A 25,596-nucleotide genomic window follows, 5' to 3' on the forward strand; every position below is an offset into this window, starting at 1 on the left:
CCGACGCCCTTGGCGGTTTCGATGTCGGCGCTGGTGAATTTGATGCAGTTCGTGGTCATTGCTCTTCTCCTTGTTTGCGTTGCAATGATGGTCACCTTGCAGCTGGCCAAGGCCCGGTCACACCGAAGGCGAAGCGTAGCGGAGAGGGGCAGGCGCCGGTCTATTTGCTCCGCGCGGAATGGCCCGCAGGGACAGGGGAAAAAGATCGGCGACAACCTTTGTGGACGGGTCGACAGCTGCGACCAGCATGTCATGCAACTCAGACACCAGGAGAAGTGCGGTGGCCGCGAAGAAAGGAGGGTGAACAACCGAATGAGAGAAATGCCTGTGGTGGCGATATTTCTGTCCTCTCGCACCGAGCCGCATCCCGGCCAGTCAGAGCTTTGCTGACCCTGCCTCACGTGCCGCGACGGCTGGTTTCCGTGGCAACCCGATCTGTGTTGTCTGGAAGAGCTGCAGGGAGATCGTCGAAGCCTCGACACCGTTCCGCCCCCCCCGGATTTCGAACGGTCCCTCCACGGCACCCCGTAACGTGCGATCCGCGCAGCACGACCATCACCGGCCTGATGCCAGCTGCGGTCAAGGCAATCCGGCGGTCGTAGAACGCCGTTTGCGACCTATGATGACGGGGCGGCACGGCACGTCCGGCAAAGCAAGGAGCAACACCGGCCGAGACGCGAGATACGAGATCGATGTTGTCACGCGCCCGCCCAAGCGACCGTAACCGGAACGGCCGAGATGAAGCGTTGCCACGACCATGCGACGGCTGGCCGGGCTGGCTCCGGAGGAGACTGCACCGCCAGCAGCACGTCGCAGCGAGAGGCGGCGTTTCAGCTCGGGGCGGGCGGCTGCGTGCAGCCGACCGAGTAGGGCGCGGTCCTGACCAAAGGGCAGGAGGGGCCAATGTTCCCCTTGAATGCTTCAACTTAAGAATCAAAAGTTACTTCAACGGCAGGGCCATTGAGACAGGCGGAACACATTTTGATTGAGCTGAAAATCGAACTTGTTGGCATCAAACCACCCATCTGGCGCCGGATCCTCGTGCCGAATGACATCAGCTTGGACATCCTGCATTCCGTTCTCCAGGGCGCTATGCCTTGGCAAGACTATCATTTGCATGAATTCGAGATTGGCGAAGACAGGTTCGAGGCCCGCGACGAAAGTGACGACAGCTGGGACCCAAACGATGGCCGGAAGGACGAAAAGAGCTTTACTCTTGGCGAGCTGGTCAAGAAAGGCAATCAGTTCATATACACTTATGATTTCGGCGATGGCTGGCGGCACCTCGTCACTGTCGAGAAGGTTAGCAAACCAACCGGAAGACCAGATCTGGACTTTCCCGCCTGTGTTGCCGGAGCGCGAGCGTGCCCGCCAGAGGACTGTGGAGGGCCCTACTCTTACGAAGAGTTTCTCGACGCGCTGACCGACAAACGCCACCCGGAATATCGTGATACAAAGCAATGGGCCGGCGCGTTCGAACCGGAAGTGTTCAGCGTGCAGCAAGCCAATGCTGCCGTCGGTGCGATGTTCGTTTGGGCGAAAGAGTGTCGCGGTCTAAAGTGACTCCTGACGCTGGCTTGGCGCGCGATCCATATGGCGAACCTCGCAACCATTTTGAAGAACTGAGATCGAGGTACCGACGTGACCACAAGCTCGACCATCATGCAGCCGTTGGTGAAAGCATGGGTGGATCAATTCGAAGAAGCGGACCGGGCGGATGCCGCGATCCTCGCGTCCCTCATCCGGCTTGTCCCTGGTGATGCTTTTCGCCGCGATTTGACGCGGGTCCTTGAAGACCGCCTGAGGATCGGTCCCAACCCCGTGGCGCTTTACAACGAAACAGAGCGTAAGAAATGGAAAGGGCAACCCAACCGTTTGTTTCCCGAGACGTCCCGCGCGAGTAAAATTCAAAAAGGGAAGAAGACTGTGCGCGCATATGGCCGCGTCGGACCGCCGCTGGTGCCTCGTCAGCGACAGGTCGCCGAAGAAATAGGCAGTGAAGGGGTTGTCGCCAACGTCCTGACCCAGTTGCACAAGCGCCATCGAAGGTCGATCCTTCTCAACCCTGGGGCCGACATAATTCGCGAGAAGCGCGCGCGCCGGTTCGTTCTGGTAACGGACTTCATCGGAAGTGGAGATCGCGTCATCAACTATCTCAATGCCGCATGGAGGCTGCGGACAGTGCGCAGCTGGTGGTCGAGGCGCAGTCATTCCGGCCTTTGTTTCGAAGTGGTGGCCTACGCAGGGACAGAAGCTGGGGTCGAACGCGTAAAGGATCACGCCTCATCGCCCACCGTCAGCTTGGTGACACGATGCCCAACAATTCAAACGGTCTTTCCCCGAGGAAAAGTCAGGCGGATGGAAGAGCTGTGTCGTCGCTATGCGCCACCAGGGTCCAAACCCCTGGGCTATGGCGAAGTGGGGGCGCTTTTGGCGTTTGATCACGGCATGCCGAACAATGCACCTTCGATGTTCTGGAAGGATGCAAGAAGATGGTCGGCGCTGGTACCGGAGCGTGCATCCAGTACAGCTGGTTCCCCCTACCAAGAACCGCACACGCCAGAGAAAGAAAGAGCGCGTATTGAAGCGTCTGCCAAGGCGTCGGATACCGGGGCAATTCTGCGCCCGACGAGCTTGGAAACGATCATCCTGTCTGCACTGCGCCGATCTCCCCGTCATTCCGAAGCGATATCGGGTCGTCTCGGCATGAACATCGATGATGTGTGCGAAATCCTTGACCGCTTGAAAGGTTGGGGTTGGATAAACGCGTCGCATCAACTGACCGAACGAGGGCGGATGGTTGCGTCACGACTGATTCGCCAAGACCGCAAGAGCCCCCTTCCCCAAGGCGACGACACGATGTACTTTCCGAATGCGTTGAGAGCGCCACGCGATGTCTAGTGGTTGCCGGGGTAACGACCGGCACCGTTGGTGTCACGTCCTGCCCGCAGGAGGTGATGCCTGGGCCGTCGATTGCGATGGGCTCACGGTCAAGCTTTCGCTTGATGCTCAACTTGATCGAACCGCACGACCTTGCGGTCGCCGCAGCGGTAGGCTGACTTGCGATCCGATCAAGCTCACCCTGAAGGGTGGATAGTAGATGCGAACGTGGAACTCTCAACGCTACTTCGCCGAAGGCCTTGCGGCAGGAGTGGATGAATCCATCCTCAATAATGCAATCGCGACAGCTGAACACACATTGCGGCAGCCAAGTCCCGGCCCGCCGATCCTCACCCTTGGCCATCTGGGGCATTTGGCGGGCGTCGATGTCGGTATTTTGAAAACATATGCCTCAAGGCAGGATGCGGACCCTTATCGGGAGTTCTCGATCCGCAAGCGCCCGATCCCGGGCCAACCTCCGCGCTATCGAACAATTGCCGTGCCTGAGCCGCCCTTGCTGAGAGTCCAGACTTGGATCGCGTCCGAAGTCCTGCGCCACGCACCCTGCCATTCGGCGAGCACGGCGTTTGCACCAGGGTCTCGGTTGGCCCAGGCCGCGGCGCGCCACTGCCGCGCAGTTTGGATGGTCAAGATTGATCTGCGGAACTTCTTCGAATCGCTGACTGAAATCGACGTGCATCGGGTGTTTTTGGAGCGGGGCTACCAGCCGCTGGTCGCGTTTGAGCTTGCGCGCTTGTGCACCCGTCTCCGCGACAAACATCGCAACGATACTGCTGTCTTGCCTCAGCGACGAACGCCCAAGTTTCGGCACTCGTCCTTGACATCGCTTTATCCACGAGACCTGCTTGGCGTCTTGCCGCAAGGCGCACCAACCAGTCCAATGTTGGCCAATCTCGCAGTGCGCGACCTAGATGAAAGACTGACTGCTATCGCGAAGACCTTCGGCGTCCGATACTCGCGCTATGCAGACGATCTCACCTTTTCAACGACACGAAAGTCGTTTGGAAGATCCCGCGCACATGATCTGGTAGGGCGAGTCTATGAGACCCTGGCTGCTCGAGGACTGGCGCCGAACCAATCCAAGACGACGATTGTTTCTCCGGGAGCACGGAAAGTCGTGCTCGGCCTTTTGGTGGACGGAGACACGCCGAAGCTGACCCGCGATTTCCGCTCGCGGCTTCGAAAGCACCTGTATCACATAAGCGCTCCCGATCAGGGGCCGGTTCAACATGCAGCGCGGCGCGGATTCGCCTCCGTTGAAGGCCTCCGCCAACATCTGTTGGGCCTGATCGCGTTCGCCGGTCAGATCGATCCGGTCTATGCGGCGAAATGTCGGGCGATTTTAGACTCGTCAGATTGGTCGCAGACAAGGAGGTGAATTTAATCTGTTCGATGGGCGTCTTCTACCTACGGATTTTCATCAATTTGGAGAAGCTTCTGAGCTCAAATCACCACCGGAGAACCTAGAAGGTCTTTCCAGCCTGAGATCGCACTGATTTTGAACCGGTCCTGTGAATTAAGTGTCGGCCTTCTGCGTTGCTCCAGTATCTCTGAAATCCCAGTCACTTCATCAGACTGTTCGGGCCGCTATATCACCGCGCGTTTGGCCAAATAGGTGCAGACCGCGCAGGCTACACTGACAACCAGCTCGGCCTCTGGCGTATCAACCTGCTGTCCTTCCAACCCGTGACGAGCGTTGTTGGACGCATAGCCCCACAGTTTCTCGGCTGCGGTATCAAGAGGTTTTGGAAGGTCCAATCGCTTTACAAGCTGGCCGAATGTTGCTTTGGAATCGCCGGCCAGATCCCGCGCGGTCGCTTCCATCGCTGCGCAGGCATGCTGGATTGCCCCGGTCACATCCGGCTCTGGCCGCCGAGAAATATCGCGCAGCGCTTCGTGGATCTCGCGTGCGGCGGCACTGCGCCCGGTATGTTCGAGGATTTCGACGGCCTCTTGTGTCGCGCCGGTAAATGCTTCGGAGCCGCGATAGACTATCTGGCCGTCGTTCATATGCCAGCCGATGCCATTTTCGACAAAAAACTGGTTCAGCCGGCCATCGAACCTGCTTGCATTGTCGTTGAACCCTTGCGCGAGTGCCGTATGGAACGCTTCAGCAATGTCATAGACCTTGTACCAAGGACAGTCGGCAAGTAGCCCAACGACCTCTTCCCAGATGTTGGGGTGCTCCGACCAGTTGTTCCGGTCAGGCGGGACGAGCAACACCTGACAGATGATCCGGCGCATGGCGGACGGGCTCATGCCGATGTCCTGCCCAATCAGCGGGATCGCATAGCGCAGGTTTTCGGGCGCGTCCTCGTGAACGGTTATCTCCGCGGCTGCGCTGCGGTAGCCGTGCCGGTTCGAAAAACTCTCTGCCATTCTGCCAATCCCCTACGCTATCGGCACTGTGTGCAAATGGGCTTCGATCGCCTTGATCGCATCCGCGGTCAGCGGCAGGTTTCCCTTTTCGGCCTGCCAGTGCTCATGGAAGCGCGCGACAGTCTCGCGTGCGGTTCCCAGAACCAGCTTCTCGGATAAACCGGCGTTTGCAGCCAGGTGCGACAGCTCGTCCTTCGAGAACCCGGAGAACTTCTTGGTGCGGCTAAAGGTGAGCGCCGCCTTGTCGTCGTCTATGTAGGCAATGGTCGAAACAAAATCGTAACACGGCGCGAGCGCTGCCTGCCTACGATCCGGATAGATCAGCGACCAGTTCTTGAGGTGCATGTCGGCATTGCCGATCAGCACATTGAAAGTCAGCCGCCGGATAAACTCGGCGATGTCGGCCTCTCCGCATTCAGCGGCCAGTACCTGTGCGATGTTGCGCTGGCTTGCCTTCTCGTACTTGTCCTTGGGATAAACGCGAAAGACCTGCGCGAAGTCTTCAATGTGAACAGCGCTGCCATCACTTAGACGGTCAAATCTTTCGACCGCCAGCGCCTGACCGCTGACCTTATCCATGCCCTCGGGCAGGTTGCCGATGTCGGCAACATCGATCAGCCTTATCGGCGGAACATCCATGCCGCAGAGACGCGCGAGCGTCATCATCGAGAATTCATTCTCGGGGACAGCATCGAAGCCTTGCGCTGGCAACTTGACGATCCAGGAGCCGCCGACCCCCTTGGCCGGAATCGCAAGACCGCCTTGTTTGTCTCCCAAAGCCGAGAACTTCAACTGAACGCCTGCCAGCGAGAACCTCAGCGCCTGATCTCGATGATCATCGTGATGATCTTCACCATCATCAGCGTCGGGGGGCCACGCCTCACCATCGGCGGGCCGAACAGTGACCGCACCGGGAAGGTCCTCGCCGAGAACCCAGAGCAGGAAAAATTCACGGACGGGCTTCACGCCCGCGCGCTCGGCGAGATAGTCTCGCATGTGACCTTCGGGCAGAAGATTGGAGAAGAAGGGCAGCAGGTGCATGTTCTGCGTACCGAAATCAGTGGTCAGTTCCCCAAGCTCATTCTTGAAACCGAGGCTCAGAACCGGCCTGCCCGCATCGGCGACATAGCCTTCAGAGAAAGCAAAGAGCGAGGTATCACCGCTGACCCGCGTCAACGTACCTATCGGCTCTCCGTAGAGCAGGACTTCAAGGACACTGACATCAGCCATGATCGTCACCATCCAGACGATAGGCCGGACGCGGTAAGGATGGTGCAGATACACCCGCCCCATGGGCGAGTGCGTTGCGCAGCATGCGCAACTGGCTCTGCGCCTGCTCGACCGCTTCCAGATTGCGCGGATCGCTCAGGAACTCCTGCATGGCAGCAGACGCTTCTTGCAACTGAACAACATCATCGGCTGAAAGCTTGAAGTGCATCAATTCGCGCGCCCGGCGCTGCAACTCCTGAACGACAATCTCAGAGAGCGTTTCACTGGGAAGCGCTGCTATCTGGTCATCAAGGCGCTGCAATAGGTTCGTCGCCTTACGCGCGCTCTGAACGTCACGGTGACCATCATCATCACCGCGAATGATCGCCCGAACGGCAGGCAGCTTCTTGCGCGGGACCAGAGTCAATTCCAGATCAAGTACACGTGCAAGCTCGACCAGGCTGGACAGACGCAGATCGACCGCCCCGTTCTCGATCTTGGAGATGTGGCTCTGTGGAACCCCAGCCTTCGCACTGAGCGCGCGCTGAGAGATCCCTTTGCGTTCCCGCGCGGCTTTGAGCGACTCTGCGATGTGCTCTATTGCGTAACTCATGATCTATCTTGCTGCTTCGTTTGCCATCTATGATATTCATAAACATATCACTCACTGAAGCAGACTTCAAGATTGATGTAGAATTCTACATCAAGGCATGCGCGTGATGTTCTTTTATGTATCAAACGCCAGAGAAGTCACTTGCCGAAAAAAGATCCGCTGGAAACTTGGGAGCTTCGAGGATCGACGATCAGATGCTCTTAACAGCAGCCACGGAGCCGACGGCGTGCTCCGTGTGCAGCTTCTAAATGTACTTCCGATAGTCACTGCTGACCTTTTGCCCCGAGGGAACGTATTTCAACACGTCACCAACCTTACGGGCTGCTCGGATCGGAATCGGCAAGCGTTGGTTCATCTGGGTCGAGTTCCAGTTCACCTTCGTGAGGCTGAAAACTTCCTTCGCAATCTGTTCGATCGTGCTCTCGCTTTGCGGGTGCGGACAGAGCAACAGGGGGTTCGGGACATAGAGGCCAGGATAGGTCCCATAGTAGGGAATGCTGCCGTTGGTATAGAGCAGCCCATTGCCGTCCAGTTCAACGAAGGTGCCGCGGAGGACAGGGAAGTCGCCGTCGCGCAGCACCTTGACTGAATAGCTCTCATGAATCCAAACGAGATCGCGCAGTTCCACACCTGCCTCGTCGAGCGCCTTGCCAACACCCTCGGCCTCGTCCTCGCGAAAGCGCGACGTCTTCATGACGATCACGCGTGCCGGCATCGTTCTATGGACCGACTTGTAGGCGGCCAAGGCGCTCTCGGTAAGCTTGTGAGCCTCATCGATAGTGAGGAACGGGTGGCGACCCCGCGACTCTGACTGCGCAGGACCGCCTCTAAGAATGAACCCTCTGCCCCGCTCGTCGAACATTTGCGCAGCACTGGTCCATATCTCGTCGGTTTCGGCATCCTTGAAAAAGCTGATGCCAATGTAACAGGCGGTGAACTCGCCTTCTTCCGGCAATCTGCGCCAGGGCACCTTGCCGCTGCCCTTGTAGTAGAGCGTCGTCATGAGGTTCCATGCGAGGTCAGCTCGATCTTGGGTTTGGCGGTCAGAGTTCTCCTTGATCTTGCGAGGGATCTTGGCATCGGGGTTGATGACATCCTCCCAGACAATCTGAATTGAGAATCTGAGGTCCATCGCTCTGGCCTTGAGCAAGCCACGGAAGTTCGGAGAGGTTTCTCTGCCAGCTTTCGCGTCGGCCGCTTCGCCCTCTATACCTTCGTCATCGCGCGCCCGCTCGTTTCTCCAGACCCGTTCGATCAACTTGACAGGGAGAGAAACCATGACCACGTCCGGCCGTTCATGATGCGCCTCCAACTTTTCCAGTTGCGCCATAACTGCGTCGACGGCTATCTCCACAGCACGCGCATCGCTCGGTTCCTTGGCAATCTTCTCGATCTGACCTTTCGTCAGCACTCCATCTTCGGCAGCCACCATTTCAAACCGGCACCGATAGGGGTTCTGGTTTCTCAACCCAGGGAAGTCCGGGTGCAGGTTCGGGTGCTTTTCGGTCTTACCCTCGAACCCATCTTCGATCGCATTCAGAAACTCGCCTGATTTTTCGACGGTCAGAGCGCTGCCAACAACGCCGACTTTGATCGTGTCCCCCAGGTTCGTTTGCAACGGGCCCGCCTGTAGCAACCCCAATCGTGGATCAGGATGATGGTGTTGGTCACCAAATTCCAGTTCAGGCTCCGGGAAGATCTTTGTCTTGAAGTCGCTCATAGGTCAAAGCTGCCTTGTTCATTCGAGCCGGACGGCTTCTTCGACTTCTGCGCCTTCGCGCCCCACACGTCCTCGGGCACACTCTTTGGCAGTTCGATGGAAGGCGGGTCACCAAACTTGATGATACGATCCGTCTTGGTGTCGGGTGCCAGCAGTTCGCCGGCATCTTCAAATTCCATACCTGACAGCAATCGATGCCACATGATCACCTGGCCTCGAACGGTGTTGTTTGTGTCGAGGCGCTTCTTCCCGGACAACAAGGCATCCGGATAGTTGAGCGCGCGCTCTCCATCCGAAGTGAAATAGTAGGATGGGTTGATGATCAGGTACCATTGGTCCGCCAAGCGCTCGAACCGGGGATGGAATGAATGGTGCCGCACATAGTCGATGGGCCCCTCCCCCTTCGACTTCTGATAGACGCTGACAACGTCTGCCTGTGTCTTCTGCTTCGCACCAAGATAGCGAAACTTGCGCGCGACGCCTACAGGTGTTGGCAAGAAGTAGAACTGCTTTTTCTTTCGGTCCCATCCAAGCAAATCCCGAAAGTCATGGCCCAGAGTATGTCGCAACAGACCCGCAAATTTGTATTGCTGATCCACTGCGTCGTGTTGTGCCAGAAAGTCGGTTTCGATCCGTTCGACCTGATCCCGTTCGACCAGGTCGCGAACGGGTGTGGTTAGTGGGTCGCAGAATGTCCAAAGCGAGGTTTCATCGACCATCCAATCGTACCGCTGGCCGTCCCGGACCTTATTCATCCGGGCGAGCGCCTTCTGGGTAGAGAGCTGTGTCTGTGCGACGAAGATTTCCTCAGGAAGCTGCAATGGCACCATGTTGATGATCGCTTCCTCCCCTCCCCCAAGTGGCGGGACGTAGTAACCGTGTCCTTGCTTGGCGACGGTCAGGGCAGCGAGGTGATTCTTCGCACGTCCGTCCAAGACGTCGCGCTCCTTGTCGAACTGCAATGTGCGTTCGGCCTCGCCAACGAGGTTTTCGAGCGATTTCCAGAAGAACGTGTCATCTGATTGCCTGTAGAGAACAAGGATCACGGGTAGGTTGGAGCCGCGCCAGTAGTCGAAATCTGAAGCGCGGACACGATAGGTGAAACCGGCGTCCGTCTCGCCGACATAGCTGCCACGCTCAGTAGCCTTGACCTGAACGGCAATCATCTTCGCTGTCGGCTGATCATCGTCCATCACCTCAGCGATGCCGTCTATCCCCGCTTCCAGCCGTGAACGCCCATCGAATTGGAACCCAATTCGCAAGAATTGAAGATTAGCCGCCTTCTCCCCGATTTCGCCAATGCGCTGACTGGCAGTAATCTTCTTGTTCACGCCAATAACCCGTACCTTCCATATGAAAGAGATAGCACTTCAATCAGCGTTTCGTAAGGCCTCGGATACTACATGTAGGCCATGATGGATTGAATGATCGCAGATGAACTGGGTAGGCGACCCTTGGACTGACCGGTCAATAGGTCTATCAAGCTTTCCCGACCAGATTTCAAAACGACTGACGTTGTCCTCACGATGGAATTCGTTGCTGCCGACGATGATGCCCAGAGGTAGATTCCGCGAGAGCAAAGTCGGGATGAATTCTATGCCGAGGATTCCAGTTCGTCAGCCGACGCCCACTTGAAGCAGCTACCCCACAACCCCCGCATCCTCCAACTGCTCCCGATCGGGAAGATCGTGCAGACTCTCCAACCCAAAAGCGACCAGGAACTGCTCGGTGGTGACGAAGGTATAGGGGGCCCCTCGCCTGGGCGACTTTGGCCCGGTCCCGATCAGGTTGCGCGAATGCAGCCGCCCTATCAGGTCGCGGCTGATCTCCTTGCCGAAGATGTCCTTGAGCCCGTCGCGGGTGATCGGTTGATGGTAGGCGATGGCGGCCAGGACCGCGACGTCGAACTCGCTCAGATCCAGAAACTGGTTCCCGACATCTGCCGCTGCGCGGATCGCGGGCGCGTAGGCGGCCCGCGTCCGGAACATCCAGCCGCCAGTGACCCGAGCGATCTCGAAGGCCCGCCCTTCCAGATCGGCGGCAAGGTCCTCGACCAGCAATTCGACCGAAGCCGCCTGCCCCACCACGCGGGCAAGGTCTTCGCGCGGCACTGGCGAGGCACTGGCGAAGAGCACGGCCTCGATCCGGCGCATCCATTCCCGCCAGCGCAGCTCGGGCGGCAGATCGGACAACTCGCGGTCAAGCTCAAGTTCGGGGCGATCCTTGGCCATCACTATACCCCGTAAAGCCGGAAGGTGTCCCGCCCGGTCAGCTCGCGCACAGCGCCGAGGTCGACCAACCGATCGCAGAGCCGCCGCGCGGCGCGATCCGGCAAGGGCAGCGCCGAAGGGGCAACCGCATCGCTGGTCAGGAACAACTCGACCGCCTGCCCTGCCCCCTTGGCCCGGAGTTTCGGCGCGACGGATTTCAGATGCGTCGTTCGGCGCTCGAGGTCAGCGGCAAGGCGCACGGCCTCGACTGCCGATGAGACGAGCGCCCGATGACAGGCGAGACGCAGGTCTTCGCCATGCTTGCGCAGGTCGGCGCGTTTCAGGGCTGGGGCCAGAAGCGGCACGAGATGATCCCAGCCGAGTGCCTGAGCGAGGGCCGCATCCGCGAGGATCAGTCCTACTACATCTGCGCGCGGCACCTCGTGCAGTACCGCCTCCAACACCTTCGCGGCCCAGGTTACCGGCGCCCCTTTCCCCACATCAAGCCACGCGGCAATTTGGCGGAGGTCGAAGCTGGGCAAGGCTCGACCCAGAGCCTTGATCGATACCGGCCGTTCCACAGCGCGTCGCCAGGCGAGGCTAGTTTCGCCCGCCGGTCCGGGCAGATCGCCGGGTCGCAGCAGGTGCACCGCGTCGCGCAGCTCCCCTGCCCGCTCCGGCCGCCCAGAGAACGCGATACAAGCCTCGGCCGCGCGCAGCGCGAGCCGGTCCCGAAACAAGGCTTGGGGCACCTCCGCGCGTCCCAACATAAGATGCAGGTGGTTCAGCGCCGAACCCGACAAAAACGCAACATCTTCAAGGGTTTCAGCGCGTGCAGAGGTGACCCAGGCGGGCATCCGGGGTAACGTGTCGAGGTCGACGATGTGATCCGGCCGGGCAAATGTCATGCCTGCAGCCTATATCAGCGCGGCGCTTTCTACCAGAAAATAGCACATAAACCGCCCCACCTTGTCGCTCGCAGTCATGTCCAATAAGTTTGCATTATCGGACCTCAAAAGATATGCTCAGCGACATGTCAAAAATGAATGAGAAATCGATCTCAGACGCACCAATCGGGTCTTCCATCAACGAAGACGACGCGAGAGACCCGACATCCAGCGAGGCTCTGACCCTGCCCTCCCATGTGGCCGGCTCAGGTACGCTGGATCGACTGGCCGAGAACGCACGTGATTACGCCAAGGCCTCGACCGCCGAAAACACCAACAAGGCCTACGCCGCCGACTGGAAGCACTTTGCGCGTTGGTGCAGATTGAAAGGCGCGGAGCCCCTACCCCCGTCTCCAGAGATGATTGGTCTCTATCTGACGGACCTGGCCGCGCCGACCAATGGGTCCCCTGCCCTCTCGGTGAGCACCTTAGATCGCCGCCTTTCTGGGCTTGCCTGGAACTACGCGCAACGTGGGTTCGCGCTGGACCGCAAGGATCGCCACATCGCCACCGTCCTGGCCGGCATCAAGCGCAAACATGCGCGGCCACCGGTACAGAAAGAAGCGATCCTGCCGGAAGACATCCTCGCAATGGTGGCCACCCTGCCCTACGACCTGCGCGGCCTGCGTGACCGAGCCATCCTGCTCTTGGGATATGCTGGCGGGTTGCGCCGTTCTGAAATCATCAGCCTCGATGTCGGTAAAGACGATACGCATGATTCAGGCGGTTGGATCGAGATCCTCGGTGACGGTGCTGTGCTGACTCTGAATGCCAAAGCCGGTTGGCGCGAGGTGGAGATTGGCCGCGGTTCTTCGAACCAAACCTGCCCCGTTCATGCGCTGGAACAATGGCTGCATTTCGCGAAGATCGACTTCGGACCGGTCTTCGTCCGCACATCCCGCGACGGAAAGAAGGCCTTGGAAAAACGCCTCAACGACAAGCATGTCGCCCGCCTCATCAAATCCACCGTCCTGAAATCCGGCATTCGCGCCGAGCTGCCGGAAAAAGACCGCTTAGCGCTGTTTTCAGGCCATTCCTTGCGCGCCGGTCTCGCCAGCAGCGCGGAAGTCGACGAACGCTATGTCCAGAAGCAGCTCGGACACGCATCGGCCGAGATGACCCGCCGGTATCAACGCCGTCGCGACAGATTCCGGGTGAACCTGACCAAGGCCGCGGGGCTTTGATCCGCTGCCCCATTACGCCGCCTGCCCGCTGAGCCTACCGTAGAAGCTACGCTCGAGGTGCAACTCCCCTGCCCCGGCCTTCTGGACAATACCACGGAGATAGCCGCCCGGAGACGCGACTTCGCCGGCGCAATGCTTATCGAAGGTCAGAACCAGCGCGGCGGTTGCAATTTGAGGCCCAAGACGAACCTGCGCGAGGTTCCAGGCATGCTCCGAGACGCCAATCATTGGCCTCAACTGGCCAGCAACCCGGTGCAGATCGCCCCAATCTTTGAGATACCCGCCCATATTGCGCGCCCAGGACGCGAATTCGGGACAAGCCTGCATCACAGTCGGCAAATCAAGCGCTGCTCCACGTTTTTTGCGGGTCTCAGCAACCCACTCTTCCAACTCCCTATCAACCTGCTCTTCCGGTGGCGCATTTGGCACCACGCCCGCCGCTTGCTCAGTTTCTGAGCGATTACAGGTTACAGGATTTAGTTGGGTTGTAATTAGTATATGGGGGTCAGAAATGACCTCCCTGGGGTTCATTTTTTGAGTCTTTTCGAAGACTTGTGCCTTGGTTGCAGGCGTGTTTTCCACAGGTTGGACAGCCTCAGTTGCCTTAAGGTAAGCTGCCTCGACACGCTCCTGAAGCTCTTTGAACCAGGTCAAGAGCCGGACAAGCTGTTCGGAAGCTTCGTGGCGGCGCGGAAGCCGGTCCAAAAGCTCTTCGAAGAGCCCCGTGAACTGCGCCCAGGGCCCGCGCAGCGCGTTGCTGACGGCAGCCTCGATCCGCGCCCTGATCATCCGTCGTGCCACCGTGATCTGGCGCTTCAGGCGCTGACAGAGCTCACGTTCGGCCTGTAAATCGGCATGCAACTCCTCGAACTCCTCGACACGGGCCGACAGCGGCGACAGATCGAAGCCGTAGGCCTCGATAATGCGCCCATCGGCGTCCCTGCGCCCCCACCGCTTGCCGTTCGGGCTGTCCTGGAAGGAGATCACGCCGATCTCGGCCAGCCGTCGCGCATGGCGTTTGAGAGCCGAGAGCGAGAAGCCCGTCTGCTCCATCAGATAGGCGTTTGATGCCCAGACGATCGGGCGCTGCCCCTCCTCCCAGTCCTGGGCCTGAGTAAAGGCCCCGAGCGTGTCGAGGAGCATCATGTCTCCGGCCTTGAGGCCAATGTATGCACCGACCCGCTTTACGGCCACGAAGGCCCGCGTCTTGGGTACAGCTAACTGTTCACCGGCTTGGGCAAGCTGCTCTGCAATGCCAAGACCCGGTGTCGGCTTGCGCCAACCTGTATGTTTCATGCCTGTTTCTCACCTCCAGTTATGTGGAGGCAAAAGAAAGCCGTTCGCCGAAGTGGCGTTCTTGTTGACAGTGATTCGCGGGAGAGATATCTTCTAAGCGACCAAACTTTTCAGATTAGCTCTCAGGCCACGCTGCTTGGGGGCTTTTCTTTTGCCTAGATCATTGTTCTGACTGCTCCTCTTTCGTCGCGAGGAATTCACTGTACAGCTGATCAAGCCGGCCCGAGAGAAAATCCCCGAACTCGGTCGAGTCTTGCGCCGTGAGTGAAATGCTGAATGCCTTTCCGGATCGGCCGATGACGCCTTTGATGCGGCCTTTGCCGGCGGTCCAAGTACGTTTCTTGGGCGCGGCACGCGCTTTTCGGCTTTTCGGCGCCCTGCCCGCTTCTGCTAGCTTGCTGTGCAGGAACTCGAAGCGTGCATCGCTGTCGAGACCCTGAAAACCGTCGAACTCCAAAGCTCCTTTGAGGATCTTCTCATTCTTGGGCTCCGAGGCCAACTTCTTGAAATCCTCCCAACGATCGCGCCCGATCTGCTTGGCTGGGCCAATCTGTTCGATGACGTGCCGCGGGACGTTCTGCGCCACTGACAGCATGCGCGAAAGCAAAGTACCGTCAATGGTCAGGGCGGACTGGATCACGTCCTTTGCTTGCCCCATATCCAAAAGGCTCTTCGCAAATAGGGCCTTCTCAATAAATGAGAGATCTGCGCGCGCAGTGTTCTCCTGCCCTTGAGCAAGAATGTGGGCCACGTCGTCCATCGGCTTTACAACTGCGCGAACCTTACGGCCGAGCGCCGATGCAACTCGCACACGGCGATGCCCGAAGACGATCATGTAACGACCATCTGCTTCTGGATGCGGTCGAAGTAAAACCGGTGTGTCCTGGCGACCGGCCGCGATCGATGCTTTCAGTTCGTTGAAAGCAACATCGTCATCACTAAGCCGATCCGAAACGAATGACACATCGATCAATTGCGGATCAATCTCGACTATTGTTTCGCCTTCAAGGAGACGCTTCGAGTTCTCCGCAAGGCTATCAATCGAAACCTTCATCGACTTCGAAGCTCCGCGCATTGCGTATCCGGAGCGCCCGGAATCCTTGGGCTGCTCCGGCGAACCAGCCATGACGCTCTTCAGGAGGTCTTTGCGAGCCATCAAGTCATCTCCACTTCGTTAGAATCCAACCGGCGCGCAGTCTGCATTTCGACAGTTGCACGGCTGTCAAAATTGGCGCTCTGCACGGCTGTCAAAACCACAGTCATTCTCGCCCCCAAGCCTTGTGGATCAATTCGGCGATTTCGTCGTTGACGTCGTTCAGGGAGGTCACTGCACGGTCATAAGTGGTTCGAACGAACTGAGAGCGCTCAACTTCGTAAAGCGTCTGTTTGGTGATCCCAGCGTCGGAGATCGCCGTCGATTTCAGTACAGGAGCCGAAAGCATCTGGTTTGGAAACATCGCCTGGAGGAACCCGACCATCTGCTTTTGAGGACCATCTGTTGGCTCAAACCGCGTTACGAGGTAGCGGAACCACTTCAGGCGCATGTTTGCTCCGGCGTCACGGATCGTCTTCATGATCCCGCCCAGCATCAAAAGAAACTGGCTCATCGACATGACGTCCAGCATCTGAGGATGGACCGTCACAATTACCGAGGAAGAAGCCGTCAGAGCAGTGAGCGTGAGGTAGCCCAGCTGAGGAGGGCAATCGATTACGACCACGTCATAGCGGTCATCAACTTCACTGAGCGCCTTGGATATCCGAGTGAAGAAGGTGCGGCCCTCATGGGGATCGCTGCTCGTCAAAGCAACCGGCGTATCGTATTCGTACTCCTGAAGTTCGAGGCTTGCCGGAACGATGTCTAGGTTTGGGAAGTTTGTCGGCCGGATTACTTCAGAGATGGGCTTGCGCTCATCGTCATACCGGAGCGTCTCATAAAGCGAGGGCACGTTGTCGAGCTCAGGCTGGATACCGTGCAAAGCTGTTAGTGAGGCTTGAGGATCCAAGTCGATCGCAAGAACACGATGGCCCTTCAGCGCTAAATGCTGAGCGAGATGAGCTGCGGTAGTGGTCTTTCCGCTGCCCCCTTTGAAGTTTACGACAGAAACAACGTGCAGTTCTTCGCCAGGCTGTCGATAGGGGACATAACGGCGCCTTCCGGGACGGCCATGCTTGTCCAGATAGGCTCTCAATTCCAGCATTTGCTCAGCCGAGTAGCTGCGCCTGCCGGAAGACGACGTTTCGGGCTCGGGGCCTTTGCCCTCGAGGTGAAGCTTCTTGATCGTCGATTGGGTCACGCCGAGATAGTAGGCAACCTCTGCCAGAGAGAACTGACGTAGACCTTTCTGGGCGTCTGGAGGATACTGTTCCTGTCGCAACATGTTGAGACGGTCAGAAATCAGCTCTCCCTGCTGAAGGATGATCTCGTCGAAGGGTTGATCCTTCGTATCAGCCTCAAAAGACCGTTGTCGCATCTGACTGCCCTCTAAATATCGCTTTTTCAGCGATTTCGCTCATTAAAGTGTCATCTACACGGAAAAATGAGTCTTAACAATGATTTTCGCCCGGCGGCTCGACCCCACCCAATCTGCCAGCGGGCCTAGATGCCTCGACAAACTGTAGTGATCACGGATGGCTCCTACCCAATATCTTGGGATGACCTGTCGTAAGCTCTGACTTCCAGCCAATTAGCGCGTCACATGACCACGACCGCAACCTTATGTTATTATTTATTTTTCCTCCATTGCACGGCTGTCAAAATGCAAGAGGTACTAAGCCTTAAAGTGCGTGGGGGACGACGGAAAAGTCTTCTCCGAAACGGATTGCGTCATCATCTCCCTTATGCCCGATCAGCTTTCAGTTGCTTCCACCAAGCACACCAACCAGTGCGCGCCAACATGCAGGCAATGCATGTCAATGCGAAGGGACGCGGGGGGAAATCGGCTGGGTTGCCCCGGCCGATTCTTTGCGTCACGCGGCGTCTTTGGGGCCCCAGGGGATGACGGCCTGCAGGGACAGATCGTCCTGGTTCGCGGCCTTGCCGAGGTTGGCGTTGAAGCCGTGGTCGCGGATGGTCAGCGTGTAGTAGTCGGCGCCGGTCTCCTTGCTCTGCTTTTTCCAGATACCGCCGCACTCGACCAGCTTGCCGCGCGGGGAACGGCCGAGGACGCGGTGCGTGGGGGCCATCGGGTTCGCGCTCGCGACGGGTTCGACCGTGATGTCGAGGTCGAAGGTCAGGGTCGAGATGGAGCCGACGCCCTTGGCGGTTTCGATGTCGGCGCTGGTGAATTTGATGCAGTTCGTGGTCATTGCTCTTCTCCTTGTTTGCGTTGCAATGATGGTCACTTTGCAGCTGGCCAAGGCCCGGCCACACCGAAGGCGAAGCGTGAGCTGGAGAGGGGCAGGCGCCGGTCTTTTTGCTGCGCGAGGAAAGACCCGCAGGGTCAGGGGAAAAAGATCGGCGACAACCTTTGTGGACGGGACGACAGCTGCGACCAGCATGTCATGCAACTCAGACATTGGGAGAAGTGCGGTGGCCGCGAAGGAAGGTGGGTGAACTGCCGACAACTAAGAACGCCGAAACGATCCTTTCACAGTCACACCTGATCTTTCGATACATACCACGACCCGTCGCAACGCAACACCGGCCCGTCTTGAGGTCCTCGGTCGAGTTACCAATGGCCTAGAGCAGAAAGTGATCTCACAGGCTGGAGAAGTTGAAATGCCCAGGCGAGGACGCGCACATCTTTTCCCGACAGCTTCAATCCCGGCCGCGTTGCGAACTTCGAAGATGTCCCGTATGGCAGCGCAAAACTGAGCAAACGACGTGTGCGACTCGGAAGATCAGGCAAACGCCCGAGCCCGCTCCAATCCCGACACGTGTCGGGATGAGTGAAGAGGATAAGCAGTTGGACGGCGCAACACAGAATGTGGTCACCGAGGATGGCCTGCGCGATCTGCTCTCAGATGGCTACCTCATCGAGGTGATCTGCAACCAGACTGCCGAGAAGCGCCATAACAGTTGGTATGGCGCGTGGATCGTGCACGCGGTGACGAAGGACGGCCAGGACGCGAAGATGCTTGTCACGAGCCGCAGCGTCTTCAAATTGCGCGAGTTCAAGACGATCGTCGGATTGGTCAGTTTCCTGGCCGAAATGGGGCGCCTTTCGGCGAACATCCCGCTGATCCCGGGACGACGTGAGCGTCACGAGGCTTTTGGAAGTCCCGCGACAGCGACAAACTAGAAATACTCATCCACACACTCAGCAGTCTGACAGACCAAATCCTGCAATACTGCGCACCTCCGCGAACTCAAAGTGCGAACCGCACTGGGCGCTCTGACTGATGTCATTGTAGAACCGGGGCCTAAGCCCCGATCCTCTTGATGCGGATCCCGAGCTTGCGGGCCTTGTCGACGATGTTCTCTGTGATACCCGAACCTGGGGTGGCGATCAGCCCTTGGGGCATGGTCTCCAGCATCTTGTCATTGCGCTTGAAGGGGGCGGCCTTCCCGTGGCTCTTCCAGTCGGGCCTGAAGACCACCTGGGTGACACCTCGGGTATCTGCCCAGCGGGCCGCGATCATCTCGGCGCCTTTGGGCGTGCCACCGTGCAAGAGCACCATGTCGGGGTATTTCGCAAGGGTGGCATCGAGGACGGACCAGATCAGGTCGTAGGCCTGATAGTCGCCGCCCGAAAAAGCGATCCGTGTGCCTTCGGGGCAGTGCACCTCGGTCTCCTTGCGGCGCTTGGCCGAGAGATAGGCCCGACTGTCCACCACGGCGGAGATCAGACCCCGATGCGAGACCTTGGATCCGGTGCGGGGCAGCCAGGGCGAACCGGTGGCGGCCGAGAAATGGTCCACGGCCAGATCGCGCATCTGCTCGAAAGCGTCGCGATGGTCCCAGAGCTTCAGCCCGATCATCTGGAGGCGTTCCAGCTCGACCGAGGCGACCTCAGAGCCGTCCTGGATCGCGAGGCTTTCCCGGACCTCGAATTCGTTGTCGTCGAGAAGCTTCTGGATATGGGTCAGCCGGCGATGGAAGATCGAGGTGAGGGACCAGAGCATCTCTTCAATATTGTCCTCCAACTGGCTGCCGGTGAGGAGGCCGATGGTGGTCTCAAAGAGGGTCGCCATGGCGAGTTCGACCTCGTCGGGTTGGGGCAGGGGGCGATGATCGGTCTCGCCGGGTCCCGGTGTTGCGCCGTGAAGTGCGAGGTGGTCGAGGATGGCGGAGGTCACGCCGGTCTCCTCTTGGATGTCTGTCTGATGGGGCATTGTCTGGTTCCTCTGTTTGATCTGACCCGATTTGGATGGGGCGATGTCAGGACCGGCGGCGACCGGGCCGCATCCGTCAGGATCGGAGCGAAGCGGAGAATGTGACCCGGACCGGAAAATTGGTCCCGCGAGGAATGCCCTGAAAGGGGAGGGGAATTTTCCGGGTAGCGGGCGCATTGCTGCCCGGGCGAGGGGCACTCAGCCCCGACCCGCTGGTCCATCGCTCCCCTTGTCCAAACGGGATCAGATCGAACCGGCGGAACCTTTGCCCTGTCGGACATCAATGGGTAGGCAGGCGGTCATCCGCCCCCAATCTCCAGACCTTGCGCTTTCATGGCCTCTAAAAGGGACCGGCGCAGCGCATCCTTGCCAAGTGCCCGCAGATCGTCGTTGAAATCGCCCATTGCCGGCACGAGATCACCACAGGCAATTCCTCGCGATTCCAGTTGGTTACGCAATCTCTTTGATGCATTGCGTCCTGCTTCATCATTGTCCCGCGCGATCCAGATACGCTTGATCCCCGGCGGCGGGATGAAGAGGCCGAGATGGGTGGCGGTGAGACAAGACGCGAGGTCGAACTCAAGCAGAGCCGTGCCAACCGAAAGGGTGTTCTCGAGACCTTCGCCGACGATGAGATCAGTGCGCCCGGTGCCAGACCAGAAGCGGATGGCATGGCCATGAAGCTGCCCAAGGATCCGCTTCGGGTTCTCGATCGCGGCCAGACCGCCGGTGGAGGGGTCGAGATAGGTGCGCGCGCAGCCAGTGATCTGGCCCCGATTGTCCGTGATCTTCGCCAGCAGGGCAGGGGCTCTGTGCGGCGGATCAGGCCCGTCCTCGCCGTGGCGCAGGAAGACCTGCGGGTGATAGCGGAGCGCTGGACCGAAGCGCGAGATCCCGCGCCCCTGCAAATAGGTGGCCGCCAGAGTGCCGAGGACCGGCTTGCCTGCGGCAAAGAGCTTCCGCGCCCGCGCGATGCGTTTGCTGGAGGCTGCATCCGGGCGCTCAGCCTTTCGGGTTTCACGAGGTACGGCAGCGCAGGGGGCCTCGCCGAGAAAGGACTGCGCCTCCCTCAGCGTTTCCTTGAGCGTGACCGAACCAAGCCGTTCCTGCAGCAGGTCTATCAGATCGCCATATTGCCCCGTCGCAAAGTCGGCCCAGGATCCGGCCTTGCGCCCACCTTGAGCTTGCAGCCGGATGGCGAGGCTTTGACCTTTGGCCCCCGAGGTATCGCCAACCTGCCAATAGTTGCCCTGCTTGCGCCCCTCGGGGAAATACTGGCGGCAGAAGCTCTCGGCCCGATCTGCCAGATCGGCCGAGAGGTCTGCGATGCTGCGCCGCGCGTTCATGCGGCGGCATTCGCAGCGTTTGCGCCAACCGGATGCTCGCCGAGCACGCGCGCCAGCACGTCAATGCCGTCCACCGGGATGAACACCCGCGTCTTCCACTGGATCACCTCGGTGAAGCAGCCCAAAGCCTTCAAACCGGGCAGGGCCGCACCGGACGCGCCGATCAGCTCACATCTCGGCTGCCCCATCACGAGCGACCGGCGCAACTGGTAACCGCCGAGCAAGCTGAGGGTCGTCTTTGCGTCCATCACCGCGCCGAACACCTCCTGCGGTGCCATCTCGATCTGACAATCGAGACCGAGGCGCGCGTAGACATTGAGAAGCTGATCCTGGCTGACCAGACGGCCGATGGCGCGTTCCCCATCCTCGGTCTGCAGGCGATAGATGCGCATGTTGTCAGCGGGCAGCCGATCCCAGATCGGCAGGAGCAGCCCGCAGATCAGCGTGATCTTCGAGGTGGTGAACTCCGGCACGGCGGCGACTTCGGTCTGCCAGAGATGTTCGAACATCGAGTCATCAATCTCCTCCCAATGCGAGGTCGAAAATTCGCTGGCCGCGAGGATCTCGGTTCCCATGGGCCGCAGCAGTTTCACCCGCAGGATCGGCACACCGTCTTCGTCCATGAAGGCGGGCGCCTTCACCATCAGCGCCGCGCGTTTGGAGGTCGTGTTCCAGCAGAGCGTCGCGCCCTCTGTGTTTGCGCAGATCGATTTGACCCGGGGCAGGGCGAGAGGATCGTTGCGGTCTGTGCGCTCCACGGTCAGCGCAGTGGCCGTCGCCCCCGTCGCCTCATGCTCGAAGATGACCTTGCGATCGACGATCTCGAACTTCTCCGCGCGCAGGGTCTCGAGGCCGACATCCAGCGTGCCCGCCTGCCGCGCGTCTTCGATGATCGCCGAGAGGAACCCGCCGAAGGCCTCGAAAATTGCGTCTTGCACGTCAATCCTCAGAGCAAGGCAGCGGTTCAGGAACTGCTGGATCGGCGGCAGGGTTTCCTTCATCGTGCCGTCCGCGTCATCGAGCGTCAGCCCGGTCATCTCCTGGAATTTGGCGTAGGAGCAGGCGTCAATCTTGCCCGCGCGCAGCTTGTAGAAGAACTGGCGCCGCGCCGCGCGTGCGTAAGGGCTTTCGAGGTTGTCCTCGGCGCGAAACATGTTCTGACCGCCGGTCTCGCGTTGCCCCTTGGTGATCGCCCCGAGCGTGTCGAGGCGGCGCGCGATGGTGGAGAGGAACCGCTTCTCGCCTTTCACATTGGTGGCCACCGGCCGGAACAGCGGCGGCTGCACCTGATTGGTGCGATTGGTGCGCCCGAGCCCCTGGATGGCATTGTCGGCCTTCCAACCGGGCTCGAGCAGGTAATGCACCCGGAGGCGCTGGTTCTTTGCCCCAAGGTCGGCGTGATAGCTGCGCCCGGTGCCACCTGCATCTGAGAAGATCAGGATGCGTTTGGCGTCATCCATAAAGGCCTGAGTCTCGCCGAGGTTGGAGGAGGCGGGGCGGTTCTCGACCTTGAGCCGCCCTTCGCGCGTTTTCACGATGCGCCGCTTGCGCCCCGTGACCTCGGCCACCGCATCGCCGCCAAAATGCCAGAGGATCTGGTCGAGCGCGCCCTGCACCGGGGCGAGGGCACCCAAGTGCTCGATCAGATCGTCCCGCCGCCGCTCCGCTTCGCGGCAGATGATGGGATTGCCGTCAGCATCGAGGGCGGGGCGCGACCGCAGATCGCCGTTCTCGTCGGTGTAGGGCTCGAAAAGCTGCGTCGGGAAGCTGTGCATCAGGTAGTCCATGATGTTTTCACGCGGTGTAAAATCGACCTGCAGATCGTCCCAGTCCGAGGCCGGAATCTCCTCGAGACGGCGTTCCATCACCGCTTCGCTGGTCGAGACGACCTGAATCACTGCAGAATGCCCCGCCGCCAGATCCGCCTCGATCGCGCGGATAAGCGAGGGGCATTTCATGGCGGTGATGAGATGGTTGAAGAAGCGCTGTTTGTTGCTCTCGAAGGCCGAACGCGCGGCGGATTTTGCCTGGGCGTTCAGCGTGCCGGTCTCGGAGGAGATGCCAGACGCCTGAAGCGCGGCCTCAAGATTGGTGTGGATGATCTGGTAGGCATCGGCATAGCTGTCGTAGATCGCGATCTGAGGGGGCGTCAGGTCGTGCACCAGCATCTCGTATTCGACCCCGGCGTAGGAGAGCGAGCGTGCCAGATATAGCCCGAGCGCCTTCAGGTCGCGCGAGATCATCTCCATGGCGGCAATACCCCCGGCCTCCATCGCGGCGACAAACTCTGCACGTGTCACGAAGGGGAAATCGCCAGTGCCCCAGAGCCCGAGGCGGGAGGCATAGGCGAGATTGCCGACGACCGTGGCCCCGGTGGCCGAGACATAGAGGACGCGTGCATCAGGCACAGCGTTTTGCAGTGCGAGGCCAGCGAGGCCCTGCTGTGAGGCCTTCTTGTCGCCGCGGTCGGACTTTTCGCCAGCAGCATTGGCCATGGCGTGGCTTTCATCAAAAGCGATGACCCCGTCGAACCCTGCGCCGAGCCAGGACGTCACCTGGTCGAGACGGGAGGCTTTGCCTTCCCGCTCGGCGGAGCGCAGCGTGGCGTAGGTGACGAAGAGGATGCCTTCGGGCAGGCGGATGTCGCTCCCTTGGCGGAATTTCGAGAGCGGCACGATATCGCTTTCACGCCCCCCGAGGGCCATCCAGTCGCGCCGCGCATCTTCGATGAGCTTGTCGCTCTTCGAGACCCAAACGGCCCGGCGGCGCCCTTTGAGCCAGTTGTCGAGAATGATGCCCGCCACCTGCCGCCCCTTGCCGCAGCCGGTGCCATCGCCCAGGAACCAGCCCTTGCGCAGACGGAAGGCACCTTCGTCACCCTCCGCCGCGGCCATAAGCTGACCCTCGATCTCCCCGCGCTTGAACCAGCCTTTCAGGTGCGCCTCGTGTGCATTGCCCGCGTAGATCACGCTTTCGAGCTGCGGAGCGGAGAGGAGGCCGTCAGCGACAAGGGACTTCGGCAAGACTGGGCGATAGGTCGGCACGGGCGGCGGGACAGACGCCATGGCTGCGGATTGGACAAGTGCTGTCGGGTGCTCCGCTGCGCCGCCGATCCGCATCGCCTGAAGATTATAGGTCTCGTAAACCGTGTCCTGCAGCGCGACGCCCGGTACGCTCCAGGCTTTCGGCAGGTAGTCGAGCGGGGCCGTCACGACATCATCAAAGGGATGCCGGGCGCGCTCCTCGGCGCGGGCGCGGGTTTCCTTGCGGGCGGCGTTACGCAGAGCGTACAGGTTGGTGCGGGACTGGCGGTTCGGCACAGACAATGCCGCGCTGGTAGGGCAGGGCGGGGGGTTGCGGCGCGCGGGACAATGGGTGAGCACTGCGGAGAGAAGATCGCCCGTGGTTGCGCAGATGGGATGATAGACGGCCTCGATTTCGACAGGTGCGGTCTCGCGTTCGCCCGCCGCGCGCTTGTCGATTACCGTCAGCCGCGTGTCGATCGTGGTCCCATGCCGCGCGAAGACCTTGCCGTCGATCGCGGCGGAAAACACCACGTCTGCGCTCTGGCCTATGCGTTGAAACGTCGGCTGGAAACTCTTGGTGGAGGGCCGAAAGCTCTCGCCCGTGATGATGACAAGCCGCCCACCCGGAGCAAGACGTGCCAGCGCGGACAGAACATGCTGACTGGTCGCCTGCCGAAACCGACCTTCGACATGGTTCGCAGCCGAAAACGGCGGGTTCATCACGATGACCGAGGGCGTGATTGCGCGGTCGAGACGGTCGTCGATCGAGGCGGCATCGTGATCCGAGACAACAGCATCCGGAAACAATTGTTCCAGCAAGGCACGGCGCGTTTCCGCAAGCTCATTGAGAACAAGCCGCGCGCCTGCAGTCCGGGCGAAGATCGCCAGCATGCCGGTGCCAGCGGATGGCTCGAGCACCAGGTCGCCCTCGCGAAACCCCGCCGCCTGCGCGACAATCGCCGCAAGGGGCAGGGGGGTCGAAAATTGTTGCAGGCGGACGCTATCTTCAGAACGCCGTGTGTGCGAGGGCGCCAGACTGGCCAGCCGCTCGATCATGGTGAGGAAGGCCTGCGGCGAGGCCGCCTGGCGCTGCATCAGCGCGCCATAGCGCGCGAGCATCAGGATTTGCGCAACCTCGACGGCCTCGTAGGCGTCCTTCCAAACCCAGGCGCCGCTCGTGTCGCTGGCACCGAAGGCCTCCTCCATCACGGCGCGAACAGCGGCGGCGTCAATGGGTTTGCCAGCCTCGAACAAAGGGACGAGGGCATTTGCAGCCTGCATCAGGTTTTGAGCAACGCCTGCAGCCTCGGGCAGGGCAGGGGCCTCTGAAAGACATGCAAGCGGGACGGAATGGGGGTGAGCGTTCATCGGCAATCTCCGGAGTTGAGGGTTGGCCCCAGGCCCCGCGCGCACTCTCGCACCCGGGAGGGGTCACCCCTCCCGCCCTGTCTCTCGCTCTTTCATGGCAAAGCCCTGGTGCGAATTTGCCCT

At 59.8% G+C, this 25,596-nt stretch carries 19 protein-coding genes; 5 read left to right on the forward strand and 14 right to left on the reverse strand.

Features of this window, described 5'->3' with window-relative positions:
* Positions 1-981 precede the first annotated feature (981 nt).
* The 3 genes from C4S59_RS18520 (at position 982) to C4S59_RS18530 (ending at position 4,279) form a co-directional block, all read left to right on the forward strand.
* A complete protein-coding gene (locus C4S59_RS18520; RefSeq protein ID WP_200813253.1) occupies positions 982-1,563 on the forward strand; it encodes a plasmid pRiA4b ORF-3 family protein in 582 nt (193 codons plus the stop codon).
* A gap of 78 nt (positions 1,564-1,641) precedes the next feature.
* On the forward strand, positions 1,642-2,901 hold the full coding sequence (locus C4S59_RS18525) for a phosphoribosyltransferase-like protein (protein ID WP_139199595.1): 1,260 nt from the start codon (positions 1,642-1,644) through the stop codon (positions 2,899-2,901).
* Positions 2,902-3,100: 199 nt separating this feature from the next.
* Positions 3,101-4,279 carry a reverse transcriptase family protein gene (locus C4S59_RS18530; protein WP_050772053.1) on the forward strand — a complete coding sequence of 393 codons (1,179 nt, stop codon included), beginning with the start codon at positions 3,101-3,103 and terminating at the stop codon, positions 4,277-4,279.
* Between the two features lie 209 nt (positions 4,280-4,488).
* On the opposite strand, the gene C4S59_RS18535 is transcribed toward C4S59_RS18530, so the two are convergent.
* From C4S59_RS18535 to C4S59_RS18565, 7 genes are all read right to left on the reverse strand, one after another.
* Positions 4,489-5,280, reverse strand: coding sequence for an AbiJ-NTD4 domain-containing protein (locus C4S59_RS18535; protein ID WP_008335632.1), 792 nt, complete (start codon positions 5,278-5,280; stop codon positions 4,489-4,491).
* A gap of 12 nt (positions 5,281-5,292) precedes the next feature.
* Positions 5,293-6,510 (reverse strand): type II toxin-antitoxin system HipA family toxin, encoded by a 1,218-nt coding sequence (locus C4S59_RS18540; RefSeq protein WP_027246249.1) that lies wholly within the window; start codon positions 6,508-6,510, stop codon positions 5,293-5,295.
* Complete coding sequence (locus C4S59_RS18545; protein WP_008335637.1) at positions 6,503-7,102, reverse strand: helix-turn-helix domain-containing protein; 600 nt, start codon at positions 7,100-7,102, stop codon at positions 6,503-6,505. Before C4S59_RS18545 ends, C4S59_RS18540 begins: the two co-directional genes overlap by 8 nt.
* 244 nt (positions 7,103-7,346) lie before the next feature.
* Positions 7,347-8,822: an argonaute/piwi family protein gene (locus tag C4S59_RS18550; protein WP_008335638.1), complete on the reverse strand. Its 1,476-nt coding sequence runs from the start codon at positions 8,820-8,822 to the stop codon at positions 7,347-7,349.
* Complete coding sequence (locus C4S59_RS18555) at positions 8,819-10,153, reverse strand: DUF4365 domain-containing protein (protein WP_103911891.1); 1,335 nt, start codon at positions 10,151-10,153, stop codon at positions 8,819-8,821. The genes C4S59_RS18550 and C4S59_RS18555 overlap by 4 nt, the downstream gene beginning before the upstream one ends.
* 309 nt (positions 10,154-10,462) lie before the next feature.
* A complete protein-coding gene (gene scpB / locus C4S59_RS18560) occupies positions 10,463-11,053 on the reverse strand; it encodes an SMC-Scp complex subunit ScpB (RefSeq protein WP_027246250.1) in 591 nt (196 codons plus the stop codon).
* Positions 11,054-11,055: 2 nt separating this feature from the next.
* Complete coding sequence (locus tag C4S59_RS18565) at positions 11,056-11,940, reverse strand: DUF1403 family protein (RefSeq protein WP_008335645.1); 885 nt, start codon at positions 11,938-11,940, stop codon at positions 11,056-11,058.
* A gap of 113 nt (positions 11,941-12,053) precedes the next feature.
* On the opposite strand from C4S59_RS18565, the gene C4S59_RS18570 reads away from it, so the two are divergent.
* Positions 12,054-13,163, forward strand: a complete 1,110-nt coding sequence (locus C4S59_RS18570) for a tyrosine-type recombinase/integrase (RefSeq protein WP_093455152.1) — start codon at positions 12,054-12,056, stop codon at positions 13,161-13,163.
* A gap of 12 nt (positions 13,164-13,175) precedes the next feature.
* On the opposite strand, the gene repC is transcribed toward C4S59_RS18570, so the two are convergent.
* The 4 genes from repC to C4S59_RS18590 all read right to left on the reverse strand — a co-directional run bounded on the left by repC (position 13,176) and on the right by C4S59_RS18590 (position 17,765).
* Positions 13,176-14,459: a plasmid replication protein RepC gene (gene repC / locus C4S59_RS18575; RefSeq protein WP_093455151.1), complete on the reverse strand. Its 1,284-nt coding sequence runs from the start codon at positions 14,457-14,459 to the stop codon at positions 13,176-13,178.
* A 160-nt stretch (positions 14,460-14,619) separates the two neighbouring features.
* Positions 14,620-15,615 carry a plasmid partitioning protein RepB gene (gene repB, locus C4S59_RS18580; RefSeq protein ID WP_093455150.1) on the reverse strand — a complete coding sequence of 332 codons (996 nt, stop codon included), beginning with the start codon at positions 15,613-15,615 and terminating at the stop codon, positions 14,620-14,622.
* A 103-nt stretch (positions 15,616-15,718) separates the two neighbouring features.
* Positions 15,719-16,930: a plasmid partitioning protein RepA gene (repA, locus tag C4S59_RS18585; RefSeq protein WP_093455149.1), complete on the reverse strand. Its 1,212-nt coding sequence runs from the start codon at positions 16,928-16,930 to the stop codon at positions 15,719-15,721.
* A gap of 496 nt (positions 16,931-17,426) precedes the next feature.
* Complete coding sequence (locus C4S59_RS18590) at positions 17,427-17,765, reverse strand: DUF736 domain-containing protein (protein WP_103911892.1); 339 nt, start codon at positions 17,763-17,765, stop codon at positions 17,427-17,429.
* A 599-nt stretch (positions 17,766-18,364) separates the two neighbouring features.
* Between C4S59_RS18590 and C4S59_RS18600 the strand changes: the two genes are divergently transcribed.
* On the forward strand, positions 18,365-18,700 hold the full coding sequence (locus tag C4S59_RS18600) for a hypothetical protein (protein WP_234994833.1): 336 nt from the start codon (positions 18,365-18,367) through the stop codon (positions 18,698-18,700).
* Between the two features lie 121 nt (positions 18,701-18,821).
* Here the strand turns inward: C4S59_RS18600 and C4S59_RS18605 are convergent, their stop codons facing one another.
* From C4S59_RS18605 to C4S59_RS18615, 3 genes are all read right to left on the reverse strand, one after another.
* Positions 18,822-19,733 (reverse strand): DUF2493 domain-containing protein, encoded by a 912-nt coding sequence (locus C4S59_RS18605; protein ID WP_093455093.1) that lies wholly within the window; start codon positions 19,731-19,733, stop codon positions 18,822-18,824.
* Positions 19,734-20,032: 299 nt separating this feature from the next.
* Positions 20,033-21,079 (reverse strand): DUF7146 domain-containing protein, encoded by a 1,047-nt coding sequence (locus C4S59_RS18610; RefSeq protein ID WP_093455094.1) that lies wholly within the window; start codon positions 21,077-21,079, stop codon positions 20,033-20,035.
* Positions 21,076-25,473 carry a strawberry notch-like NTP hydrolase domain-containing protein gene (locus C4S59_RS18615; protein WP_093455095.1) on the reverse strand — a complete coding sequence of 1,466 codons (4,398 nt, stop codon included), beginning with the start codon at positions 25,471-25,473 and terminating at the stop codon, positions 21,076-21,078. Before C4S59_RS18615 ends, C4S59_RS18610 begins: the two co-directional genes overlap by 4 nt.
* Between the last annotated feature and the right edge of the window lie 123 nt (positions 25,474-25,596).

It is taken from the genome of Thalassococcus halodurans (genome assembly GCF_900108225.1).
GTDB classification, from domain to species: Bacteria; Pseudomonadota; Alphaproteobacteria; order Rhodobacterales; family Rhodobacteraceae; genus Thalassococcus; species Thalassococcus halodurans.